A 16,646-nucleotide genomic window follows, 5' to 3' on the forward strand; every position below is an offset into this window, starting at 1 on the left:
TGGTTTCGTACAGCTCCCGGCTCGTCGGCGCGCGCCGGGAGACAAGCGCTACGCCGCTGCGCGCAGCCGGTACGCGGCGAAGCGCTCGGCGATCTCCTGCGCGCGCCCCTCCGCGTCTGTGAGGGGCATCTCGGGGCAGTCGTAGCCGAGTTCGTCACTCATGATGTCCATGGCCGAGCTCTCGAAGACCACCGTGCCGTCCGGGCGGATCTCGGCGATGCCGTCCTGCCGTTGGCCCGAGACGTTGATCGCCAGGGCCTCGTCCTGCGACATTCCCTCGGGGAGGCGCAGGCGTATCTTGTCCGACTCGATGGCCACTGGATATCCGCCGAGCAGGCCGTTCGGCCCCGGTGCGTGGACGAAAGCGTCACGTTCGTTGACGAGGGGTTCGAGAACACTGAGCGCGGACGCGGCGGTCATGCCCTGACCGGCCATTCCGCCGGTGCGGCGGTACTCGGTAGGCAGGCGGCGCAGCAGGCCGGGGATGTCGAGTTCCGCCGTGATGTCGCTGCCCCGGTGGAGCACCGCGAGGCTCATCCTCGCGCGACCGCTGTCGCCGCGCCGCGACAGACGATGCGAGACGTAGTGATGGGCGATGAGCCGGACCTCGACGTCGTCCGGGGCACAGGCCAGGTGGTCGGCTGCGACGGCCTGCAGTCCGGGGACGTTGTTGGCCACGTTGCCTATGCCCACGTCCGGTGAGAGGCCCACCGAGGCGAGCGCCGGGTGCACGGCATCGGGGTAGGCCGCGTTGACCACGACCGGTTCGATGCCGGACAGCTTGACGGCCTCCATCGCCTTCATCACCGGTACCAGGTGCATGGGGAGCCAGGGGCCGTAGTTGGCGGCGTACAGACGCTGGAAGGCGTCCTGGGGCAGCGTGGAAATCACCCACCACGACTGATAACTGGCGGAGAGGAAGAGCACGTCTGGGCGGAATGCTGCAATACGTTCCGCGGTGCGCTCCACGTCCACCAGGTCGGTGGTGGAGTGGCTGACGGTGGGTGAGAATCCGCGTTGCAGGCCGCAGAACCGCGTCATGTTGGTGGTCCGCAGCAGGGCTTCCTCGTCCCTGCCGACGAGTTCGACGTGCCGCTTGTGCCGACTGTGCGCCAGTTCGTGGAAGACTCGGCGCCCGATGTCGCCGGATCCGAGGACCATGATCTTGCGAAGGTCGTGGCTCATGAGCCACCTCCGAAGTGAGCGGTGGATGCTGCCAGGGGGTGACTGCGCTCGATCAGACGAGGCAGTTCGCGCATGGAGGAGAAGGTCTGGACGCCGTCCTTGTGCGGCCCCACGGTGGAGTTGCCGGTGTACTGCAGGACGCGCATGCCCGCGTCGAGCGCCGCCTGGACACCGACCTGGCTGTCCTCGATGACGAGGGAGTCGGCGCCCTCCGCGCCGCATTCGGTGGCGGCCCAACGAAACAGCGTGGGGTCGGGCTTCCACGCGCCGATGTCGTACGCGGAGAAGAGCCGGCCATCGAAGTGGTGCAGCACGCCGGCCTGGCTCAGCCTGCGTTCGATGATCTCCCGAGGGCTGTTGGAAGCGACGCACATGCCCAGGCGCGGGTCGGAATCCAGCTGCTCCAGTGCCTCGGCGACACCGTCAATGGGAGCCAGCCGGTCGCCGATGAGCTCCTCGCATGCGGCACGGGCGATGGCCATGGCGTGGGCCGGTGCGTTGGCCTGCGTCATCTCCTCCATGAGATCGATGCACTCCTGCATCTTCTTTCCGGAGAAGAGCTCCTCTTGTTGTGTGGCGTTGAGGCTGAGCCCCATCAGCTGTCCGACGTAAGCCAGTGCCCCGTTCTCGGCATACTGGGTGTCGACCAGGACGCCGTCCAGGTCGAAGATCACAAATCTACTCATAGGCGATCCAGTCCGTGTTCTCGATGCGGGTCACGGTCTCTGCAAGCTCCTCGTGGCTGTCGGTGCAGCCGAGTACGGCCGCCACTGTGCCGCGGCCGCCGACGCGCCAGTCGACCTTCGACCCCGGCTCCTTCAGCACGGTGACCTGGTCCACGTTCGGCAGCCGCTCCAGGGCACCGACGTCGTGTATCGCCTGCACCCGACGCGCGTGTCGGGGAGGCGCGATCAGGTAATGGAAGGCGATCGGGCCGTCCTTCTTCACGTCCGGCGTCTCGTACGTCTGGCCAAGGGCAGCGCGGACCGCGATGTCGCCGGGGTCGCTGCTGTGCGAACGCAGCGCGAGGTCGTCCACCCAGGCGCCGAGACGCCCGTTGACCTCGATGATCCGTGGCCCCGTAGGGGTCAGCTTGATCTCGACGTCAGCGATGCCGTGGATGTTCAGGGCGCGCACGGCGCGGCACGCCAAATCGCGTACCTCGCGAACTTCCTGTTCGGGGACGAGAGAGAAGCCGCCGTAGCCGCCGCGTTCGCGGAACGGCTCGGCGAGGGCGAACTTGCTGGTGACGAAGACGGGCCGCACGTCGTCCCCGTCGGCCACGACGTCGACGGCGATGTAGTCACCCCACGGGGGCTCCGTGGGCCGCCCGACGAGGAGTTCCTCGAGGACGACCGAGGTTTCGGTGGGGCCGCCGTGCGAGGTGTCGAACATCCCAGCCAGGGCGGTGCGGAATTCCTCGGCCGTCGCGACGGCAACCGTGTTCCGGCTTGAGGTGCCGGCGGCGGGTTTGATGACAGCGGGCAGGCCCACCTTCGCAAGCGCCTCATCGGCATGTTCGGGTGCGCTGATCACTTGGCATCGGATGCTGTCGATGCCCGCCTCCGCCAGGCGCTGCCGCTGCAGATCCTTACGCGTGATCGCGCCGAGGTCGGCGGGCCGGTGGTAGGGCAACTTGAGTGCGTCGGCCAGTCGAACGGCGAACACCACTTGAGATTCAGTGAACGTGACGATGCCAGTCGGTGAGAGATCCCGCAGTGTGCGGAGGATCTCGGCTTCCGAGCGGCCCACGGTATTTACGACTGTCCCGATGTCCTCCAGCGTCGGAATCAGTTCCTGGGCGTGTTCCGAACCCGCTGTCACAAAGACGAGTTCGCACTCTCGCTCTCGCGCGATGTCCGCCAGACGTGGCGGCGGGAGAGTCCCGGAGTCGTAGATGACGAGGAGCACCGGTTTGTACCTCATGGGGGAGCCTCCGTATTCGATGGGGCAGGCGGCAACCGTCGTCGGCGGCGGGGGCCCACGCATCAGTAGCGCAGAGCGTGGGTGAGGAATTCGAACTCGGTCCCCATGGCGTCCATGTAGGCGATGTCGGCCCGCTTGAGAGACGGATAGAGCGCGCCGCGCATCGGCCCCAGGGCCGACATGAGTACTTCGTCCTCTTCCAGTGCGTCGACAGCCTCGGCAAGCGATCGTGGAAGGCGACGGATGCCCCGCCGTTCCTGCTCCGACGGGGAGAGCAAGTTGGGGTCTTCCTGGAGTGGGGGGCCGGGGTCCAGGGCGTTGTTGATCCCGTCCAGACCGGCGTGAAGGATCGCGCCGAGCAAGAGGTAAGGATTCGCGGTGGAATCACCGACCTTGACCTCGATGTTCGTCGACGTCACCGCGCTGCCGCGCAAACGGCTCGGGATCCTCACAGCGGCTTCACGGTTGTCCTGCCCATAGCATGCGTATGCTCCCGACCACATTCCGGGCCTCAGCCGACGGTAGCTATTGACGCTGGCGCAACCGAGTGCCACGAGGGCGGGCAGGTGAGCGAGCAGGCCGCCGACGAAGTGACGGGCCGTCTTGGACAGCCCCAGCCGGTCGCTGTCCTCGGCGAATACGTTCCGACGGTCACTGCGACTGCCGGCGTCGTCCCAGAGCGACAAATGCAGATGATTGCCGTTGCCTCTGAATCCGGGACTCGGCACGGGCGCGAACGTCGCCCACATTCCGTGTTGTTCGGCCAGGGCGCGGGCCGTGAGCCGGTGCCACACGATGCTGTCCGCGGCGCGGAGGGCATCGTCGTGGCGGAGTGTCATCTCGTGCTGGCCGGCCCCGAATTCGGGGTGGTACAGCTCGACGTCGATGCCCTGCTGTTGCAACGCTCGGGCCAGGGACGTCGCATAGTCGTGGGTGACGTCGAACCCGCGGGCGTCAAAGCACAGGGTGTCGTCCAGGACTTCCAGACTGTTCGGTTCCGGGCGCTTGCGGCAGAGCGTGAACTCCGCCTCGAACGCGGCTCGTACGGTGAGCGGTTCGCATGCCTGTATCGCCTCTTTGAGGAACGTGCGGGGACAGGCCGCCCAAGGGCGGCCGTCGATGTCGACCAGATCGCACAGCATGGCCGCAGCACCCGCCGCGTACGGCAGCGGGATGAACGTTCGGGGGTCGGGTACGAGCCGGACTTCACCAACGGCGTCGAATCCCGGCACTGGCTGCCCCAGGTCCGACAGGTTGGATGCCTGTCGGGTTTTCGCGAGTCCTATACCGGAGGACATCCGATCCCTCAGGGAGGTCCGAGAGACTGCTTTCCCTCGGGTGATTCCGTTGTGGTCCACCCAGAAGAACCTGGTGAACTCGATCTCCTGTTGCTCCACGGCCGCGAGAATTCGCGCCCATTCATCGGTAACAGCTGAATCGTGCGAATCCTGCTGGACGTCGGCCATCGTGCCTTCCGATCTCTTCAGCCTGCACGCTGATTCTCGGCTGCCAGGCCCCGGGAACCTCAGACCCAGGTGACACCGGCGGAGAGCTCGTCGTCGTAAAACCCGAAGAAGAAGCCCATGGTGACGCGGTCGCTTCCGGTGACTTCCTCGATCGAGTGGTAGAAGGTCGGGTTGAGCAGGTATACGTCGCCGACCTGCGGCTTGAAGTCCTGGCGTGGTACATCGGCCACCACGGCCTCGTCGTACCCGAAACCGTCGATGATCTTGTATCGCTCGTCCGCGGATTCCCAGGCCTTCTGGTACGCGCGCAGTTCTCCGCCCTCGTCGCATTCCTGTATGCAGACCACACAGCTCAGTTGGTGGCGCAGGCGCGATACGACAAGGCCCTTGCCAGCCGCGTCGCGCATGATGTTGTCGTTGTGCAGTGGGGTTCGAATTCCATGGGAATATATCCGCACATTCGACTCCGCATACCTCTGGCCGTCCGGTTCGACCGCCGGCTCGAAGCTGGTGAGGTCGAAGGCCTCACGCAATGCGTCGCGGGTGCGCCGCGCGAGATCGAAGGAGACCGTTGCTGTGAGTTTCTCGGCCTCCCGTGCCTCATGGAAGTAGTCGTCCATCCGTCCGATGTTCTTGGCCAGATAGGGGCCGATCGTGGTCAGAGTGCTGTTGGCGTAGTGAGTGGTGACAGCTCGTTCGAACAACGGGCTGATGCGCCGCCTGTTAGCAGAAAAGTCCGCTTCGGGGAGCAGGTGCCTGATGACGACCACGGAGCAGGTTCCGTCCACGAGCGCGCGAAGGAGGTCCTTTCCCGCCTTCTCGGTGCCGTGGTCCAGGGCAGCCATCTTCCATTCAGTATTCATAGTTCTTCACCACCGTTCGAATCGTTGATGGGGATATCCAGTACTGTCTCGGCGGGCAGGAGCCCCCACTGTTCCGTCGGCGCGAGCACCGGGATCCTGTCCGACGCGATGATGGTGCAGCCTCCGACGGTCACCTTGAAAAGGGTGAAGAAGAGTGGGGTCGGGGTGTCCGGCGGGCTCCAATGCACTACGTGGGCGCGGCCAGGCCGAACCGCTATGGCGTTTCCGGATGTTGTCTGCCCGGCCGGGATGTCCCGGAGCGCCGTGAGCGTCTTCTTCTCGTCCAGGAACGTGGCTCCATGGGGAATGATGTACTCGAAGTACTCAGCAGTATCGAAGACCGACTCTTCCATTCCGAGCATCTTGTGCACCGTGGGCATATAGCCGTTGTGCATGAAATACCAGTCGTCTTCGGATCGTTGCAAAGGGTGTGTGAACCTGTACCCCCTGTCCTTCTCCAGTGTCGCGTTGCGGACATGAACAGCGAGGAAGTCCGTTCGAATGTCCTCGATCCCGGATTCATGCGCGCTCTCGGCAATCGGGCGCGTGTCCCGATGTACGGCGATTCCCGCGGGGACTTGTGGGTCGCTCCATACTGCTCCCCACCCATGCTGATGCCGAAGGGTCGGGTTGTCGTGATCGGCCGACTCTCCCTTGCTCATGGCGATTGCCGCACCCAGAACTTCCTTCGCCGATACGTCGCCGTACGCCACCATCATTCGGCACATGACCGACTCTCCTTACTGCTCGCCGCAACAGGTCGTACGGGTCCGCGCCCCAAGAGCGGCAGCATGAGTGCCGTGATGCCGACGAAGGTCAACGCCGCCAGGGTCAGCCAGTAGGTGCGACCGTCTCCTCGCTGATGGAGCAGGAGATAAAGACTTCCGCCGCACAGCATTCCCAGGGCCTCTCCGACCGACCAACAGATCTGTCGGAGATTAAAGGCCTCAAGTCGGGAATCCACAGGCAGCGCCGCAAATGCAGTGTTTATCATCGGGTGGAACACCATCTCGGCGAAAGAGTAAAAGACCACGGCGAGTACGGCGCCGGCCAGGAGCGGGAGATTCACGCCGAGCAGCAGGAATCCCGCTCCGAAGACGAGAGCCGACACCGCGAGCAAGGAGACGGGGCGGACCCCGCGCTTCATGGCCGCCGTGACGGCGACGGTGACCAGGCCCTGGAACACCACGATCCCGACCGCGGGTGCTGCCATCAACGCCGCGCGCAATCCAGCGGCCGAGTCCTCGAACTCGAAGGCGACGAACAGAGCGAAGGCTGACGGAAACTGGGCGAAGAGGAAGGTCGCTGTGGCACTCACGACCACCAGGCGAGACATCGCCCGATCACGGAGCACCTGCCTCAGCATGGCGAGACTCACCGGCCACGCGGTCGGCGTCGGTGTCGGAGCCGGCAGTCGGGGAGCCCCGACCGCCAGCGCCGCTGCTGCGCACACGTAACAGAGGGAGACCGTGGCCAACAACCACCGGGCGTCCGTGCCCAGGTAGAGCAGACCCGCCAGAAAGGGTCCGACAGCCGCAGCGAAGTTGATGACGATCATGAGCAGCGAATAGAACTTGTGCCGGCCGATGTCATCGGTGATCACGTCCGCGACCAGCACCCGGCCGAGCACGGAATGGCTGCTCGCGCCGACTCCCGCAGCCACCAGGAGGACCATGAGCACGGTCGGAGTATGGAAGTAGGGCAGCAACCCGAAGCCAGTCGCCGTCAGGAGGGCGCTGCACACCAGAGCCGGAACGTAGGGCAGCCTGGACAGCCAGCGCATGATCACCAGTGCCGAAAGGCCGGCCGACGCCGTGTAGGCGAACAGGCCGAGTCCGACCACTTTCGGGCTGGCTCCCGGTAACTGCCTAGTGATCAGAAGAGCAAGCACCGGGGTCAGAGTATAAAGGCCGAGGGAGACGAACAGGTGGTAGAGGGAAAGGACTCTCTTCAGCGCGGCCGGACCCCGCACATCAGCGAGGCTCCCGTTCTCTTCGAAATTCACCGATCGCGCTGCCTCACACGTGGTTGCAGCTCCGTCTGGTGGCGTATGACCTTCGCGAAGGCTGCGGCGATGTCCTCCATGTCCCGGTCGTCACCGAGGAGCGCAGAGTGATGGAACGTCACGAAACGGCTGACCACCCCCTCGCACCTCGGCAGGTGGAGACTCTCCGGGGCGATCCTCTTCCAGTGTTCCTTGCTCGTCTCGAACCTCGACCGCGAGTGCGGCCGGTAGAGGCGGCTTCGGTACACCGGTGAATAGACCGGGTCGACGGGCAGGCTCAACTCCGCACTGAGTGCCGCTGCAATCACCCCGACGTCGGTGTCGTGGAACTCCGACGGTGGGAGTTCCACGGCGAACTTGAAGTAGGTTCTGCTGGTGGTTCCGGGTGTCGTCCGCTGCGGCAGACACCCGAGGTCGACCAGCAGCGTCTCGAGGAGCGCCGCCCTGCGCGCGCGGATCCTGTTCTGCTCGTCGAGCAGAGAGAGCTGCTCAAGGAGCAGGGCGGCCTGAAATTCCGAGAGTGCGCGGTTGCTCCCCATCAGCTCGCCGATCTCCTCGAGCTCCATGCGGCCGCGCGCCGGTGGCTTCGCCGGATATCCTCGACCATCGGCGCGCAACTGCTCCATGCTCCGCGCGAGTTCGGCGTCGTCAGTGATCACTGCCCCGCCCTCGCCGCCGGCGAGCACCTTCATCTGGTGCATGCTGAAGACACCGACGTCGCCGACCGTTCCGGCTCGTTCGCCTTTGAACGTCGCACCGTGCGCCTGAGCCGCGTCCTCGATCAGACGCAGGCCGCGCCGGTTCGCCAGCGCCCTCAGCGCGGTGAGGTCGGCCAGGGCGGAGTAGAGGTGGACGACCACGATTGCACGGGTCGCCGGTGTGATGGCGGCCTCCACTGCCTCCGGCGACATGCACAGGGTGCGTGGGTCGATGTCGACGAAGACCGGGATCGCGTTGACCCCAAGGACGGTGGAGGCCGATGCCACCCAGGAGACCGCGGGCACGATGACCTCGTCTCCCGCTCCGACCCCGCAGGCCTCCAGCGCGATCATCAGGCCGGCCGTGCCGCTGGCAGTCGGCACGCAGTGTGCCGCGGCGTTGAACTCGGCGAAGGCACGGGCGAACCTGCGCTCGCGGGTGTCCTCGCCGCGGTAGGGACCGCTGATGGACCAGCGCCCCGCGCGCAGCACTTCGCGCAGTGCCGCTTCCGCGCCGGGTGCGGGCAGGGGCCAGGTCGGCCAGGGCCGCGTGCGTATCGGTGCGGCGTCGTGCACAGCCAGTCGACTGGTCATTCCGCTCCTCTTGTCGATGGTCGCCTGTCGGTGATCGCCGGATTCAGAGCAAGCCACGAATGGAGCCGCCGTCGACTCCCCAAATGCTCCCGGTGACGTACGACGACGCAGCGGAGGCGAGGAATGTGATGACGTTGGCGACCTCGTCAGGTCTCCCCATGCGTCCCAGAGGGAGCTGCCGCTTACTCATCTCGTGCTCCACCGCCGCCTTGGCGTCGCGTTCGTGCACGTCTCCCAGCGTTTCCGCAAAGCCTCCGGGGCGGGTCCACAGCGGTGTCCAGATCGGTCCCGGCGCGACCGCGTTGACGCGTATCGCGGGGCCCTCCGCGAGTGCCAGGCTCTTCGTGAGGCTGAGCAGGGCGACCTTCGACACCTGATAGTCGGCCGGCCCTGCCTCCGGCTGTCGAGCCATGTCAGAGGCGTTGTTGATGATGCTCCCCATGCCTCGTGCACGCATCCTCGGCAGCACGAGACGAACGGTGCGGACCGCGCTCATGAAGTTGGTCTCGAAGGTGGCCAGCCATTCCGCGTCGGAGATTTCGTCGAAGTTCCTCGCCTTGCACTGCCCGACGTTGTTCACCAGTACATCCACGGCTCCGTCGAAATACGCGAGGGCCGCTGTGACCGCATCGCTCACGCCCTCGGCACCGGAGAGGTCGGCAGTCACCCCCTTCACCTCGGCACCCGGCTCCTCCCTCAGCTCTTTGACGAGCCGCTCCAGTTCGCCGGTGTCCCGATCGATCAGTCCGAGCCGCGCTCCCTCGGCTGCCAGGACCCGTGCCGTCTGGGCTCCGATGCCGCTCGCGGCACCTGTGATCAATGCGACGCGCCCGTCCAGCCCGAGCCTCACCGGGCCCGCACCTCGACGCCGATGATCTGGAGAGGGCCGTCCCCGGCGTTGCGCACGGTCCGGGAAGAGCCCGGTGGCACCGCCACTGACAGGCCTCGGCGGCCGTGGTGGGCCTGGCCGTCCACCGTGACGTCGGCCGATCCGGACAGCACGTGCAGGACCTCGGTGTTAGCGTCGTGCGTGGACTCTTCCGTCTGCTTCTCGGGCGGCAGTTCCGTGAGAGTGAATCGGCGCCAGTCACCGGTGAAATGCGGGGTCAGGTCGACCTCCGCTCGACGCCGGTCCTGTCGTTCGTCCAGCAGGTCAGGCACCTGGACGCGCATCGGTGCGACGGCTTCCCCTTCGCCGGGGAAGACCTCGACGACGAAGAAGTGCATGTCCTCGTCCGAGCGATTGGCGATGGAGTGCGCGGACCCGATCGGCGTGGTGATCAGGTCGCCGGGAGCGCAGTCGAGCTCCACATCGTCCATGGTGACCACGGCATGCCCGGAGACGATGTAGTAGATCTCCTCCGTACGCAGGTGCACGTGTTCGCCGACCGAGGCACCCGGCTCAATGACGACGTACTCGACACAGTTCCACTCGCCTTCGAGGTGCATGCCGTTCATCAGCATCTTCCACCGGCACACCCCCTCGCCACCGACCTGTTGTCGGGTCTCCGCCGTGCCCGAGACGTCGTTGACGATGGGGCCGAAAGGGCGGCGCTCGCCTCGCACTATGGTTGCCATCAGGCCACCACCGCGGCCGGGTCGGCGGCGAACACGGACTGGATCGCGGAGCGGATCACGTCTTCGTCCACCTGTGTCATCAGGCTCTCACCGGTGCGGTGCGGGCGTCCCAATGCGTCAAGCAGGACCATGTCGCATTTGCCTTCGGTGTGGGGGAGGTAGCCCCGCTTGTTGTCCAGCCGCACCGCGTCCATGACCGCATCGAGGTCGAGGCCATCGGGCATCACGACGGGTGCGCCGTTGAGTTCGAGCAGCCGACGGTGGGCAGCCTCGTCGGCCCGGTCGAGTTGGCCCAGGTCGACGGAGACCCTTGCCGCGACCAACAGCCCAAGACCGATGGCGAACCCGTGTGGGACACGTCCCTGGCTGACCAGCTCGATCGCATGGCCGACCGTGTGCCCGTACTCCAGGACCAGGGCCTCGTGCTTCTCCGTCGAGTCATGGCGCATGACGTGGCACTTGGCCGCGACGCACAGCTCGATCAGCTCGGTGAGTTCCGCCTTGGAGTAACGCGCGTCGGGACGGAGTCGACCGGCCAGTTCGTCGTAGCGTTCGGGGACGATACCCAGGACGTTCTTGATGGTCTCGCACAGTGCGGACCTGATCGACGCGGCCGGGAGCGAGTCCAGGAAGTCCAACTGGTTCCACACCAGGGCCGGTGGATGAAATGTTCCCAAGTGGTTCTTGCCGTAACGCGAGTTGACCGCCTGTTTGAGCGAGAGCACTGAGTCGGACATGGCGAGAAGCGTGGTGGGAAGGTGCACGAGGCGAACCCCCCGGTACAGCAGTGCCGCGAGAAGCCCGGCGACGTTCCCCGCCAGCCCTCCACCAAGGGCTATGACCACGGAGCGACGAGTTGCGCCCGCGGTGATGGCCCGCTCGGCCAACGCGTCGATGGTCGCCAGGTTCTTTGCCGACTCGTTCGTGACCACCGGAAGCGGCACGACAGGGGCAACGTCACCGATGCAGGTGGCCACCTCGCGCACGGCGGGTTGGGCCAGGCCGCCGTCCGCCACGACCAAGAACCTGTCTGCCTCCAGAGCGACCAGTTTCCTCGCCAGATCCCGCCACGCGTCCGGTCCGCTGTGTATGCAGAAGCGATAACTGACCTCATCGAAAGTGAGCTCTCGCTCCAGTGCGCGAAATTCAAGTGACAAGGGAAATTCCTCTCCTTGCAGCATCACTGCTCAGGGCGTTGCGCGAGGAGTCCGTCCGATACCCCGCGTATCACTGACCGTTCAGAGAGTGTGAGTTTCAACTCCTGGTTGACTGCCGGGTGCTGACGCTAACTCAACTACCCGAAGTGGGTCAACTGTGAGTTGAGTGTCGAGTCGTCGAGGTTCGCCCGAACATTGGCATCGCGGGCGCCGTAGTCGGCGCGCGACCAGCGGGAAGGGCTCGTCTGGAGTCAACTGCTAGTTGATGGAGGCGCGAGCGTGCGAGCTCCGACTTCCTCGCAGCTGATGCCACTCGGCGGTGGCGGGGTATCATCTCACCGGTGTAGTAGCTGCTGAAGCGCATCCGGAGTTGTGAATGACCAGCCCTGAGGGCCCGCTGATCCTCGCAGAGAGGCTTAACTCCCTCTTCCGCAAGAGCCGCCCCGAGGGTCGGCAATGGACCAACGACGAGGTCGCCGCCAAGATCAGGGAGACTCGTCCGGGCGTCCGGGTCAGCGGCGCCTATCTGTCGGCCTTGCGTACGGGCAAGCGGACCAGCCCGTCATCGGAACTGCTCACAGCTCTGGCGAACTTCTTCGGGGTGTCTGCGGCCTATTTCTTCGACTCCCAGTACAGCGATCGGGTCGATACCCAGCTCGCCGTGCTCGAGCAGCTACAGCAGACGGAAGTCAAGGGGATAGCCATGCGGGCTGCCGGCCTCTCGGCGGACTCGCTGCAGACCGTCAAGGCAGTACTCGACGAAATTCGACGGCTCCAGGGGCTTCCCGCTGTGGAGGACTAGGAACAGCGCGGAGCCCGGCGGCGCATGCCTCGGTGATGATCGAATGCCCGCCAAGGTCCGCCGCCTGACGTCTTTCTCCAGGTCTGCTGACGACATCCGCCTCAGATCTGTCCAGATCTCCAGGGCCACCGGACTAGAGCCTGTCCGGCGGATCATGTGACGTCTCGCGCTATGGCGCGTTGGCATGTTCATGGGGTGGGGAGATCTCACGAACGAGGAATGGGCCCGGCTGAAGCCGCATCTGCCCAAGTCCGGTCAACGCGGAGGGCGTTGGGCAAGCCACCGCAGGATCATCAACGGGGTCCTGTACCGGAACCGGACTGGGGTGCCGTGGCGGGATCTGCCTGCGAGGTTCGGCAAGTGGAAGACCGTGTACGAGCGGCACAGACGCTGGTCTGCGGACGGCACGTGGGACAAGATCTATGCGGCCGTCCTGGCTGACGCGGATACCCAGGGCCGCATCGACTGGTCCATGGTGAGCGTGGACTCCACCACCTGCCGGGCCCACCAGCACGCCGCCGGAGCACGTAAGAAACCACCGCGGGTGCCGGGAAAAGACGCACGCCCCGGCAGCACCGCCCCGACGAGGCAGTCGGACGCTCCCGGGGCGGCCTCACTTGCAAGATTCACCTCGCCGGAGAAGGTGGACGCCGCCCCCTGGCCTTGCTGATCACCCCAGGCCAGTGGGGCGACGCCCCGCAGCTCATCCCCGTTATGGAACGCATCCGCGTCGGTCGGCTCAGCGGCGGGCGCCCTCGCACCCGGCCTGACCACCTCGGCGGCGACAAGGCCTATTCCTCACGGCGTAACCGCCGATACCTGCGCAGACGGCAGATCAAGCACACCATCCCCGAACCGAAGAACCAGCGGGCCAACCGCCGACGCCGCGGCAGCAAGGGCGGACGGCCCGCCGGCTTCGACAAGAGGATCTACAAGCGCAGAAACGAAGTCGAGCGCACGTTCAACGCCCTCAAGAACTTCCGGGCCGTTGCCACGAGGTTCGACAAGCGTGTCTACGTCTTCCAGGGCACCGTGACCGTCGCAGCGATCCGGCTCTGGCTCCGGGGGTAGATCCATTATCCCGGTGCGGCGAGGCGCCTGTCACCGTTCTCCGGAATGATCTTTACACCCGATTTGCACCCTTAGGCTTGCGGGCGGATGCAAAGCACGTACCTGACCTGGGAGTTGAGAGTGGCGCACGACGTTGCCGCACTGACAGCGGAACTCACGGACATGGCTGCGGCCGATCACCAGTTGGCAGTTCGCGCGAACAGCGACGACCCCGCCGAGCAGCTGGCCTGGCGGCGACTGACCGCCCGGCACGGTGACCGGCTGGGCGAGATCATGGACGAGTACGGCTGGCCGACGGCGAAACTGGTCAGCGAGGAGGCCGCACGCGCGGCATGGCTCATCGCTCAGCACGCCGACCGGCAGCTCGACGTTCAGCGGCGCGCCCTCCAGCTGATGCAGCAGGCGGTGTCGGCAGGCTTGGCCAGCCCACGCGAGCTGGCCTTCCTGCGCGACCGCACGCTGGTCAATGAGGGGCGCAAGCAGGTCTACGGAACTCAGATCGCCGGCGTGAAGGACGGGTCGCCGGTCCCGTGGCCCTGTGAAGAGCCCGAGCGCATGGACGAACTCCGTGCGGAAGTCGGCATCGAGCCCTTCGACGAGTACGTCGCCCAGTTCTCCACGGCTTGACGCCCCCTCCCCGGCCGCGTCCGGTGGATCACTGCCTGGGCTCACCTGCCGCAGGCAATGATCCGCCGGACAGGCCCTGTGCGCCGACCTCTCACGACACCCTGCTGGACATGAGCTCGAACCAGCGGCCTCATCTGTCCCCCCGTCCGGAGCCGTCGCGCGAGGGAGGGCACCCGTGCTCCGAGGTCTGAGTCTTCTCCCGAGTCCCCCTCAGTGCCCGAGGCGGGCCAGGGCTTGTGCCGGGTAGCGCTCTCCAGCCACCGCACCTTCGGGCACCGCATGGCGCAGCAGATCACGCTGTTCGGCGCTCAGGACGATTTCGGCGGCCGAGGTGTTCTCAGCCAGGTATCGCCGACGTTTGGTCCCGGGGATGGGCACGATGTCGTCGCCCTGAGCGAGTAGCCAGGCAAGCGCCGCTTGTGTAGGGGTACAGCCGATGTCGCCGGCTACGCGCCGGATGGCGTCCACGAGTGTCAGATTGTGCTGGAGGTTCTCTTCGGAGAAACGCGGCCAGCGCCTGCGATTGTCGTGCTCGGCCAGGTCCGCGTGAGACAAGACGCTACCTGTGAGCATGGCCCTGCCGAGCGGTGAGTACGCCACGACCGCGATGCCGAGTTCACGACAAGTGCTGAGCATGTTGCCCTCGACCACGTCACGGGTGAAGAGCGAGTACTCGAGCTGCACGGCGCTGATGGGGTGCACGGCATGGGCCCTGCGTAGGGTATCGGGGCTGACCTCGCTGAGGCCGAGATGGCGTACCGTTCCCTCCTGCACCAGCTCAGCCATGGCGCCCACGGTCTCCTCGATGGGCACCGTCGGGTCGCGGCGGTGCGCGGAGAAGAGGTCAATGTGGTCGACGCCGAGGCGTCCCAGCGATGCGTGGCAGGCGGACCGCACATACGTCGCCGAGGTATCGATCTCGTCCACCCGACCGGTGGCGGCGTTGTGGCGAAGTCCGAATTTGGTGGAGAGCACCACGCGGTCGCGGTGCCCGGGGTGCTCGCGCAACCAGCGGCCCAGGAGCTCTTCGTTGGCGCCGCGGCCATAGGCATCCGCCGTGTCGAGGAGTGAGACTCCGAGCTCGATGGCGAGGTCGAGAGTACGGAACGACTCGTTGTCATCGGGCACTCCATAGGCGACCGACATTCCCATGCAGCCGAGCCCGATGGGTGCCACTGCAGGGCCCGTGCTTCCCAGTTTCCGGGTCTTCACTTCCGCGCCTCTCACGTCGGTGTCTGCGCGTACGCCTGCGCAACGCTGAGCAGCCACGACACTTCGTCTGAGTATCTGATGGTCTGGTAAGGCTTGATGTCCACGGGCTCGATGTTCGCAGGCGCAGCGTCCACGAACTCATCGCTCCTCATGCAGTGCGCCTCCTTCGCCTTGAGCGCGTCACTGATCGCCGCCGCTAGAACGATGGCGTTCCGCTCGCCCCTGGAAAGCCCCTTGCTGATGGTCGCGGCAGTGGTCTCGTCGTCGGACCCCAGGTCCAGGTAGGGCTGCAGGGCGAGCAGGCCATCCTGAATCTCGATGACCTGCCGGTAAAGGCGGTAGTCGATGTCCCGTGGAAACAATCGACTCATCTTGGTGGTCAACTCGGGCTCCAAGGCGATGGTCGGATTCGCTTTGCACAGGGCGAGCCACAGGGGGTGCAATCTTCTGTATGACGTGAAGTTCCGCATCCGCCGCCGCCAGGCGGAGAGATGGGGACCCCACGAGGGGATGGTGAGCCCGACTGCGAAGAACGAGATGCCGACGGCGTTGGTCAAGGGAGTCAGCAGCTCCCAGTCGAGCGGTTCCAGGCCCAGAGGTACCGCGACCCCGGCTGCTGCCCGGTTGAGGCAGTAGACGAGGTAGGTGCCCGCACCGATGCAGGTGGCTTGGAGTCCTCTCTTTAGCCAGACCCGCCCCGCCATCGTCGCGTAACGTCTGCACATGCGTATGACCTCGACCATGCCAGCCCCGAATGCTCCGACGTAGCACAGCAAATAGGCGGTCACGAGCGGACGGTTCGCATTCTGGAGCAGGTAGTTCGGCGAGCGCTCACCGTTCTCCGGGCCCGCTGCTGCCCACAGGGCGATCATGATCGTTGCACAGCAGAGGGCGACCAAGAGGCGACTCCGCGCCCGGTGCCAGGCCTCGCCGGACGGATAGATCCAGTAGGCGATGGTGACCAAGATCGCTGCGCTTGAGGCTACACCTCCAAAAAGATGGATGCCGAGAGCGCCCAGATTGGGTACGCCGGTGACTCTGTCGACTGCCGCCGAGGCGGCGGGCGTGGAGAGGGTGAAGGAGGCGGCTTTGCAGACGAAGGCGATGAGCAAAGCCACCAAGGCGGGATCCCGCCGATTCTTCGGTAGATAGCGCAGCTTGTAGCAGAAGGCACTGAGGCAGATCAGGACGCAGACCGGAAAGATGACGCCTTTGATGTGCAGCACGAGTCCCCCTGGGAGGCAGCGACTGGCGAATGTGCTTGTGCGGGGGCGGGGCTCAGTCGGGCGGCTTGAGGGAGCGGTCGATACGGGCAACAGCCTCCGCGTGGAGGGCCGGTACAGGCCAGACTGGGTCTGACGGGGGGCGGGTGACGCGCTCAAGGATCAGTGAGGCAACCGTTTCCGCGGCCTGCTCCTCTTCGTTCGAGTAACTGGTGCGGCCTAGGTCGTGTCTTCAATGT

The 16,646-nt window shown here is 65.6% G+C and carries 16 protein-coding genes; 3 read left to right on the forward strand and 13 right to left on the reverse strand.

The annotated features are described in order from the left end of the window. Positions 1–48: 48 nt before the first annotated feature. From AOK03_RS02950 to AOK03_RS03000, 11 genes are all read right to left on the reverse strand, one after another. Positions 49–1,185, reverse strand: a complete 1,137-nt coding sequence (locus tag AOK03_RS02950; RefSeq protein ID WP_055563535.1) for an SDR family oxidoreductase — start codon at positions 1,183–1,185, stop codon at positions 49–51. After that, positions 1,182–1,871 (reverse strand): HAD family hydrolase, encoded by a 690-nt coding sequence (locus AOK03_RS02955; protein ID WP_079074434.1) that lies wholly within the window; start codon positions 1,869–1,871, stop codon positions 1,182–1,184. Before AOK03_RS02955 ends, AOK03_RS02950 begins: the two co-directional genes overlap by 4 nt. Further along, positions 1,864–3,111: an ATP-grasp domain-containing protein gene (locus AOK03_RS02960; protein WP_157868842.1), complete on the reverse strand. Its 1,248-nt coding sequence runs from the start codon at positions 3,109–3,111 to the stop codon at positions 1,864–1,866. Before AOK03_RS02960 ends, AOK03_RS02955 begins: the two co-directional genes overlap by 8 nt. A 62-nt stretch (positions 3,112–3,173) precedes the next feature. Continuing rightward, positions 3,174–4,577, reverse strand: a complete 1,404-nt coding sequence (locus tag AOK03_RS02965) for a glutamine synthetase family protein (RefSeq protein ID WP_055563538.1) — start codon at positions 4,575–4,577, stop codon at positions 3,174–3,176. A gap of 59 nt (positions 4,578–4,636) precedes the next feature. After that, positions 4,637–5,422 (reverse strand): 2OG-Fe(II)-dependent halogenase WelO5 family protein, encoded by a 786-nt coding sequence (locus AOK03_RS02970; protein ID WP_055563539.1) that lies wholly within the window; start codon positions 5,420–5,422, stop codon positions 4,637–4,639. Positions 5,423–5,436: 14 nt separating this feature from the next. Continuing rightward, positions 5,437–6,168 (reverse strand): class II glutamine amidotransferase, encoded by a 732-nt coding sequence (locus AOK03_RS02975; protein ID WP_107097907.1) that lies wholly within the window; start codon positions 6,166–6,168, stop codon positions 5,437–5,439. Beyond that, entirely contained in the window at positions 6,156–7,445 is a 1,290-nt protein-coding gene (locus AOK03_RS02980; RefSeq protein ID WP_055563541.1) for an MFS transporter, read from the reverse strand. The genes AOK03_RS02975 and AOK03_RS02980 overlap by 13 nt, the downstream gene beginning before the upstream one ends. Further along, complete coding sequence (locus AOK03_RS02985) at positions 7,442–8,737, reverse strand: DegT/DnrJ/EryC1/StrS aminotransferase family protein (RefSeq protein ID WP_055563542.1); 1,296 nt, start codon at positions 8,735–8,737, stop codon at positions 7,442–7,444. Before AOK03_RS02985 ends, AOK03_RS02980 begins: the two co-directional genes overlap by 4 nt. 43 nt (positions 8,738–8,780) lie before the next feature. Beyond that, positions 8,781–9,587 carry an SDR family NAD(P)-dependent oxidoreductase gene (locus tag AOK03_RS02990; protein WP_055563543.1) on the reverse strand — a complete coding sequence of 269 codons (807 nt, stop codon included), beginning with the start codon at positions 9,585–9,587 and terminating at the stop codon, positions 8,781–8,783. After that, positions 9,584–10,315: a cupin domain-containing protein gene (locus AOK03_RS02995; protein WP_079074436.1), complete on the reverse strand. Its 732-nt coding sequence runs from the start codon at positions 10,313–10,315 to the stop codon at positions 9,584–9,586. The genes AOK03_RS02990 and AOK03_RS02995 overlap by 4 nt, the downstream gene beginning before the upstream one ends. Continuing rightward, the gene (locus AOK03_RS03000; protein ID WP_055563545.1) at positions 10,315–11,496 is read right to left on the reverse strand and encodes a 2-deoxy-scyllo-inosose synthase; all 1,182 of its coding nucleotides are present in this window, start codon (positions 11,494–11,496) and stop codon (positions 10,315–10,317) included. The genes AOK03_RS02995 and AOK03_RS03000 overlap by 1 nt, the downstream gene beginning before the upstream one ends. 352 nt (positions 11,497–11,848) lie before the next feature. Between AOK03_RS03000 and AOK03_RS03005 the strand changes: the two genes are divergently transcribed. The 3 genes from AOK03_RS03005 to AOK03_RS03015 all read left to right on the forward strand — a co-directional run bounded on the left by AOK03_RS03005 (position 11,849) and on the right by AOK03_RS03015 (position 13,972). After that, the gene (locus AOK03_RS03005) at positions 11,849–12,274 is read left to right on the forward strand and encodes a helix-turn-helix domain-containing protein (RefSeq protein ID WP_055563546.1); all 426 of its coding nucleotides are present in this window, start codon (positions 11,849–11,851) and stop codon (positions 12,272–12,274) included. A 190-nt stretch (positions 12,275–12,464) separates the two neighbouring features. Continuing rightward, positions 12,465–13,345 (forward strand): IS5 family transposase gene (locus tag AOK03_RS40470; RefSeq protein ID WP_107097908.1). Its coding sequence is split into 2 segments (ribosomal slippage): positions 12,465–12,825 and positions 12,825–13,345, totalling 882 coding nucleotides; the frame shifts between segments, so codons are not numbered across the junction. Between the two features lie 120 nt (positions 13,346–13,465). Then, positions 13,466–13,972, forward strand: a complete 507-nt coding sequence (locus tag AOK03_RS03015) for a DUF6624 domain-containing protein (protein ID WP_055563548.1) — start codon at positions 13,466–13,468, stop codon at positions 13,970–13,972. Between the two features lie 210 nt (positions 13,973–14,182). On the opposite strand, the gene AOK03_RS03020 is transcribed toward AOK03_RS03015, so the two are convergent. Continuing rightward, on the reverse strand, positions 14,183–15,184 hold the full coding sequence (locus AOK03_RS03020) for an aldo/keto reductase (protein ID WP_055563549.1): 1,002 nt from the start codon (positions 15,182–15,184) through the stop codon (positions 14,183–14,185). An 11-nt stretch (positions 15,185–15,195) separates the two neighbouring features. Continuing rightward, complete coding sequence (locus tag AOK03_RS03025) at positions 15,196–16,410, reverse strand: MAB_1171c family putative transporter (protein ID WP_055563550.1); 1,215 nt, start codon at positions 16,408–16,410, stop codon at positions 15,196–15,198. Between the last annotated feature and the right edge of the window lie 236 nt (positions 16,411–16,646).

Source organism: Streptomyces atriruber, from assembly GCF_001418325.1.
Taxonomy (GTDB): domain Bacteria; phylum Actinomycetota; class Actinomycetes; order Streptomycetales; family Streptomycetaceae; genus Streptomyces; species Streptomyces atriruber.

Coding starts and splice junctions, on each gene's coding strand:
- AOK03_RS02950 (WP_055563535.1), bottom strand. CDS start 1,185: ATGAGCCACGACCTTCGCAAGATCATGGTCCTCGGATCCGGCGACATC.
- AOK03_RS02955 (WP_079074434.1), bottom strand. CDS start 1,871: ATGAGTAGATTTGTGATCTTCGACCTGGACGGCGTCCTGGTCGACACC.
- AOK03_RS02960 (WP_157868842.1), bottom strand. CDS start 3,111: ATGAGGTACAAACCGGTGCTCCTCGTCATCTACGACTCCGGGACTCTC.
- AOK03_RS02965 (WP_055563538.1), bottom strand. CDS start 4,577: ATGGCCGACGTCCAGCAGGATTCGCACGATTCAGCTGTTACCGATGAA.
- AOK03_RS02970 (WP_055563539.1), bottom strand. CDS start 5,422: ATGGCTGCCCTGGACCACGGCACCGAGAAGGCGGGAAAGGACCTCCTT.
- AOK03_RS02975 (WP_107097907.1), bottom strand. CDS start 6,168: ATGTGCCGAATGATGGTGGCGTACGGCGACGTATCGGCGAAGGAAGTT.
- AOK03_RS02985 (WP_055563542.1), bottom strand. CDS start 8,737: ATGACCAGTCGACTGGCTGTGCACGACGCCGCACCGATACGCACGCGG.
- AOK03_RS02995 (WP_079074436.1), bottom strand. CDS start 10,315: ATGGCAACCATAGTGCGAGGCGAGCGCCGCCCTTTCGGCCCCATCGTC.
- AOK03_RS03000 (WP_055563545.1), bottom strand. CDS start 11,496: ATGCTGCAAGGAGAGGAATTTCCCTTGTCACTTGAATTTCGCGCACTG.
- AOK03_RS03005 (WP_055563546.1), top strand. CDS start 11,849: ATGACCAGCCCTGAGGGCCCGCTGATCCTCGCAGAGAGGCTTAACTCC.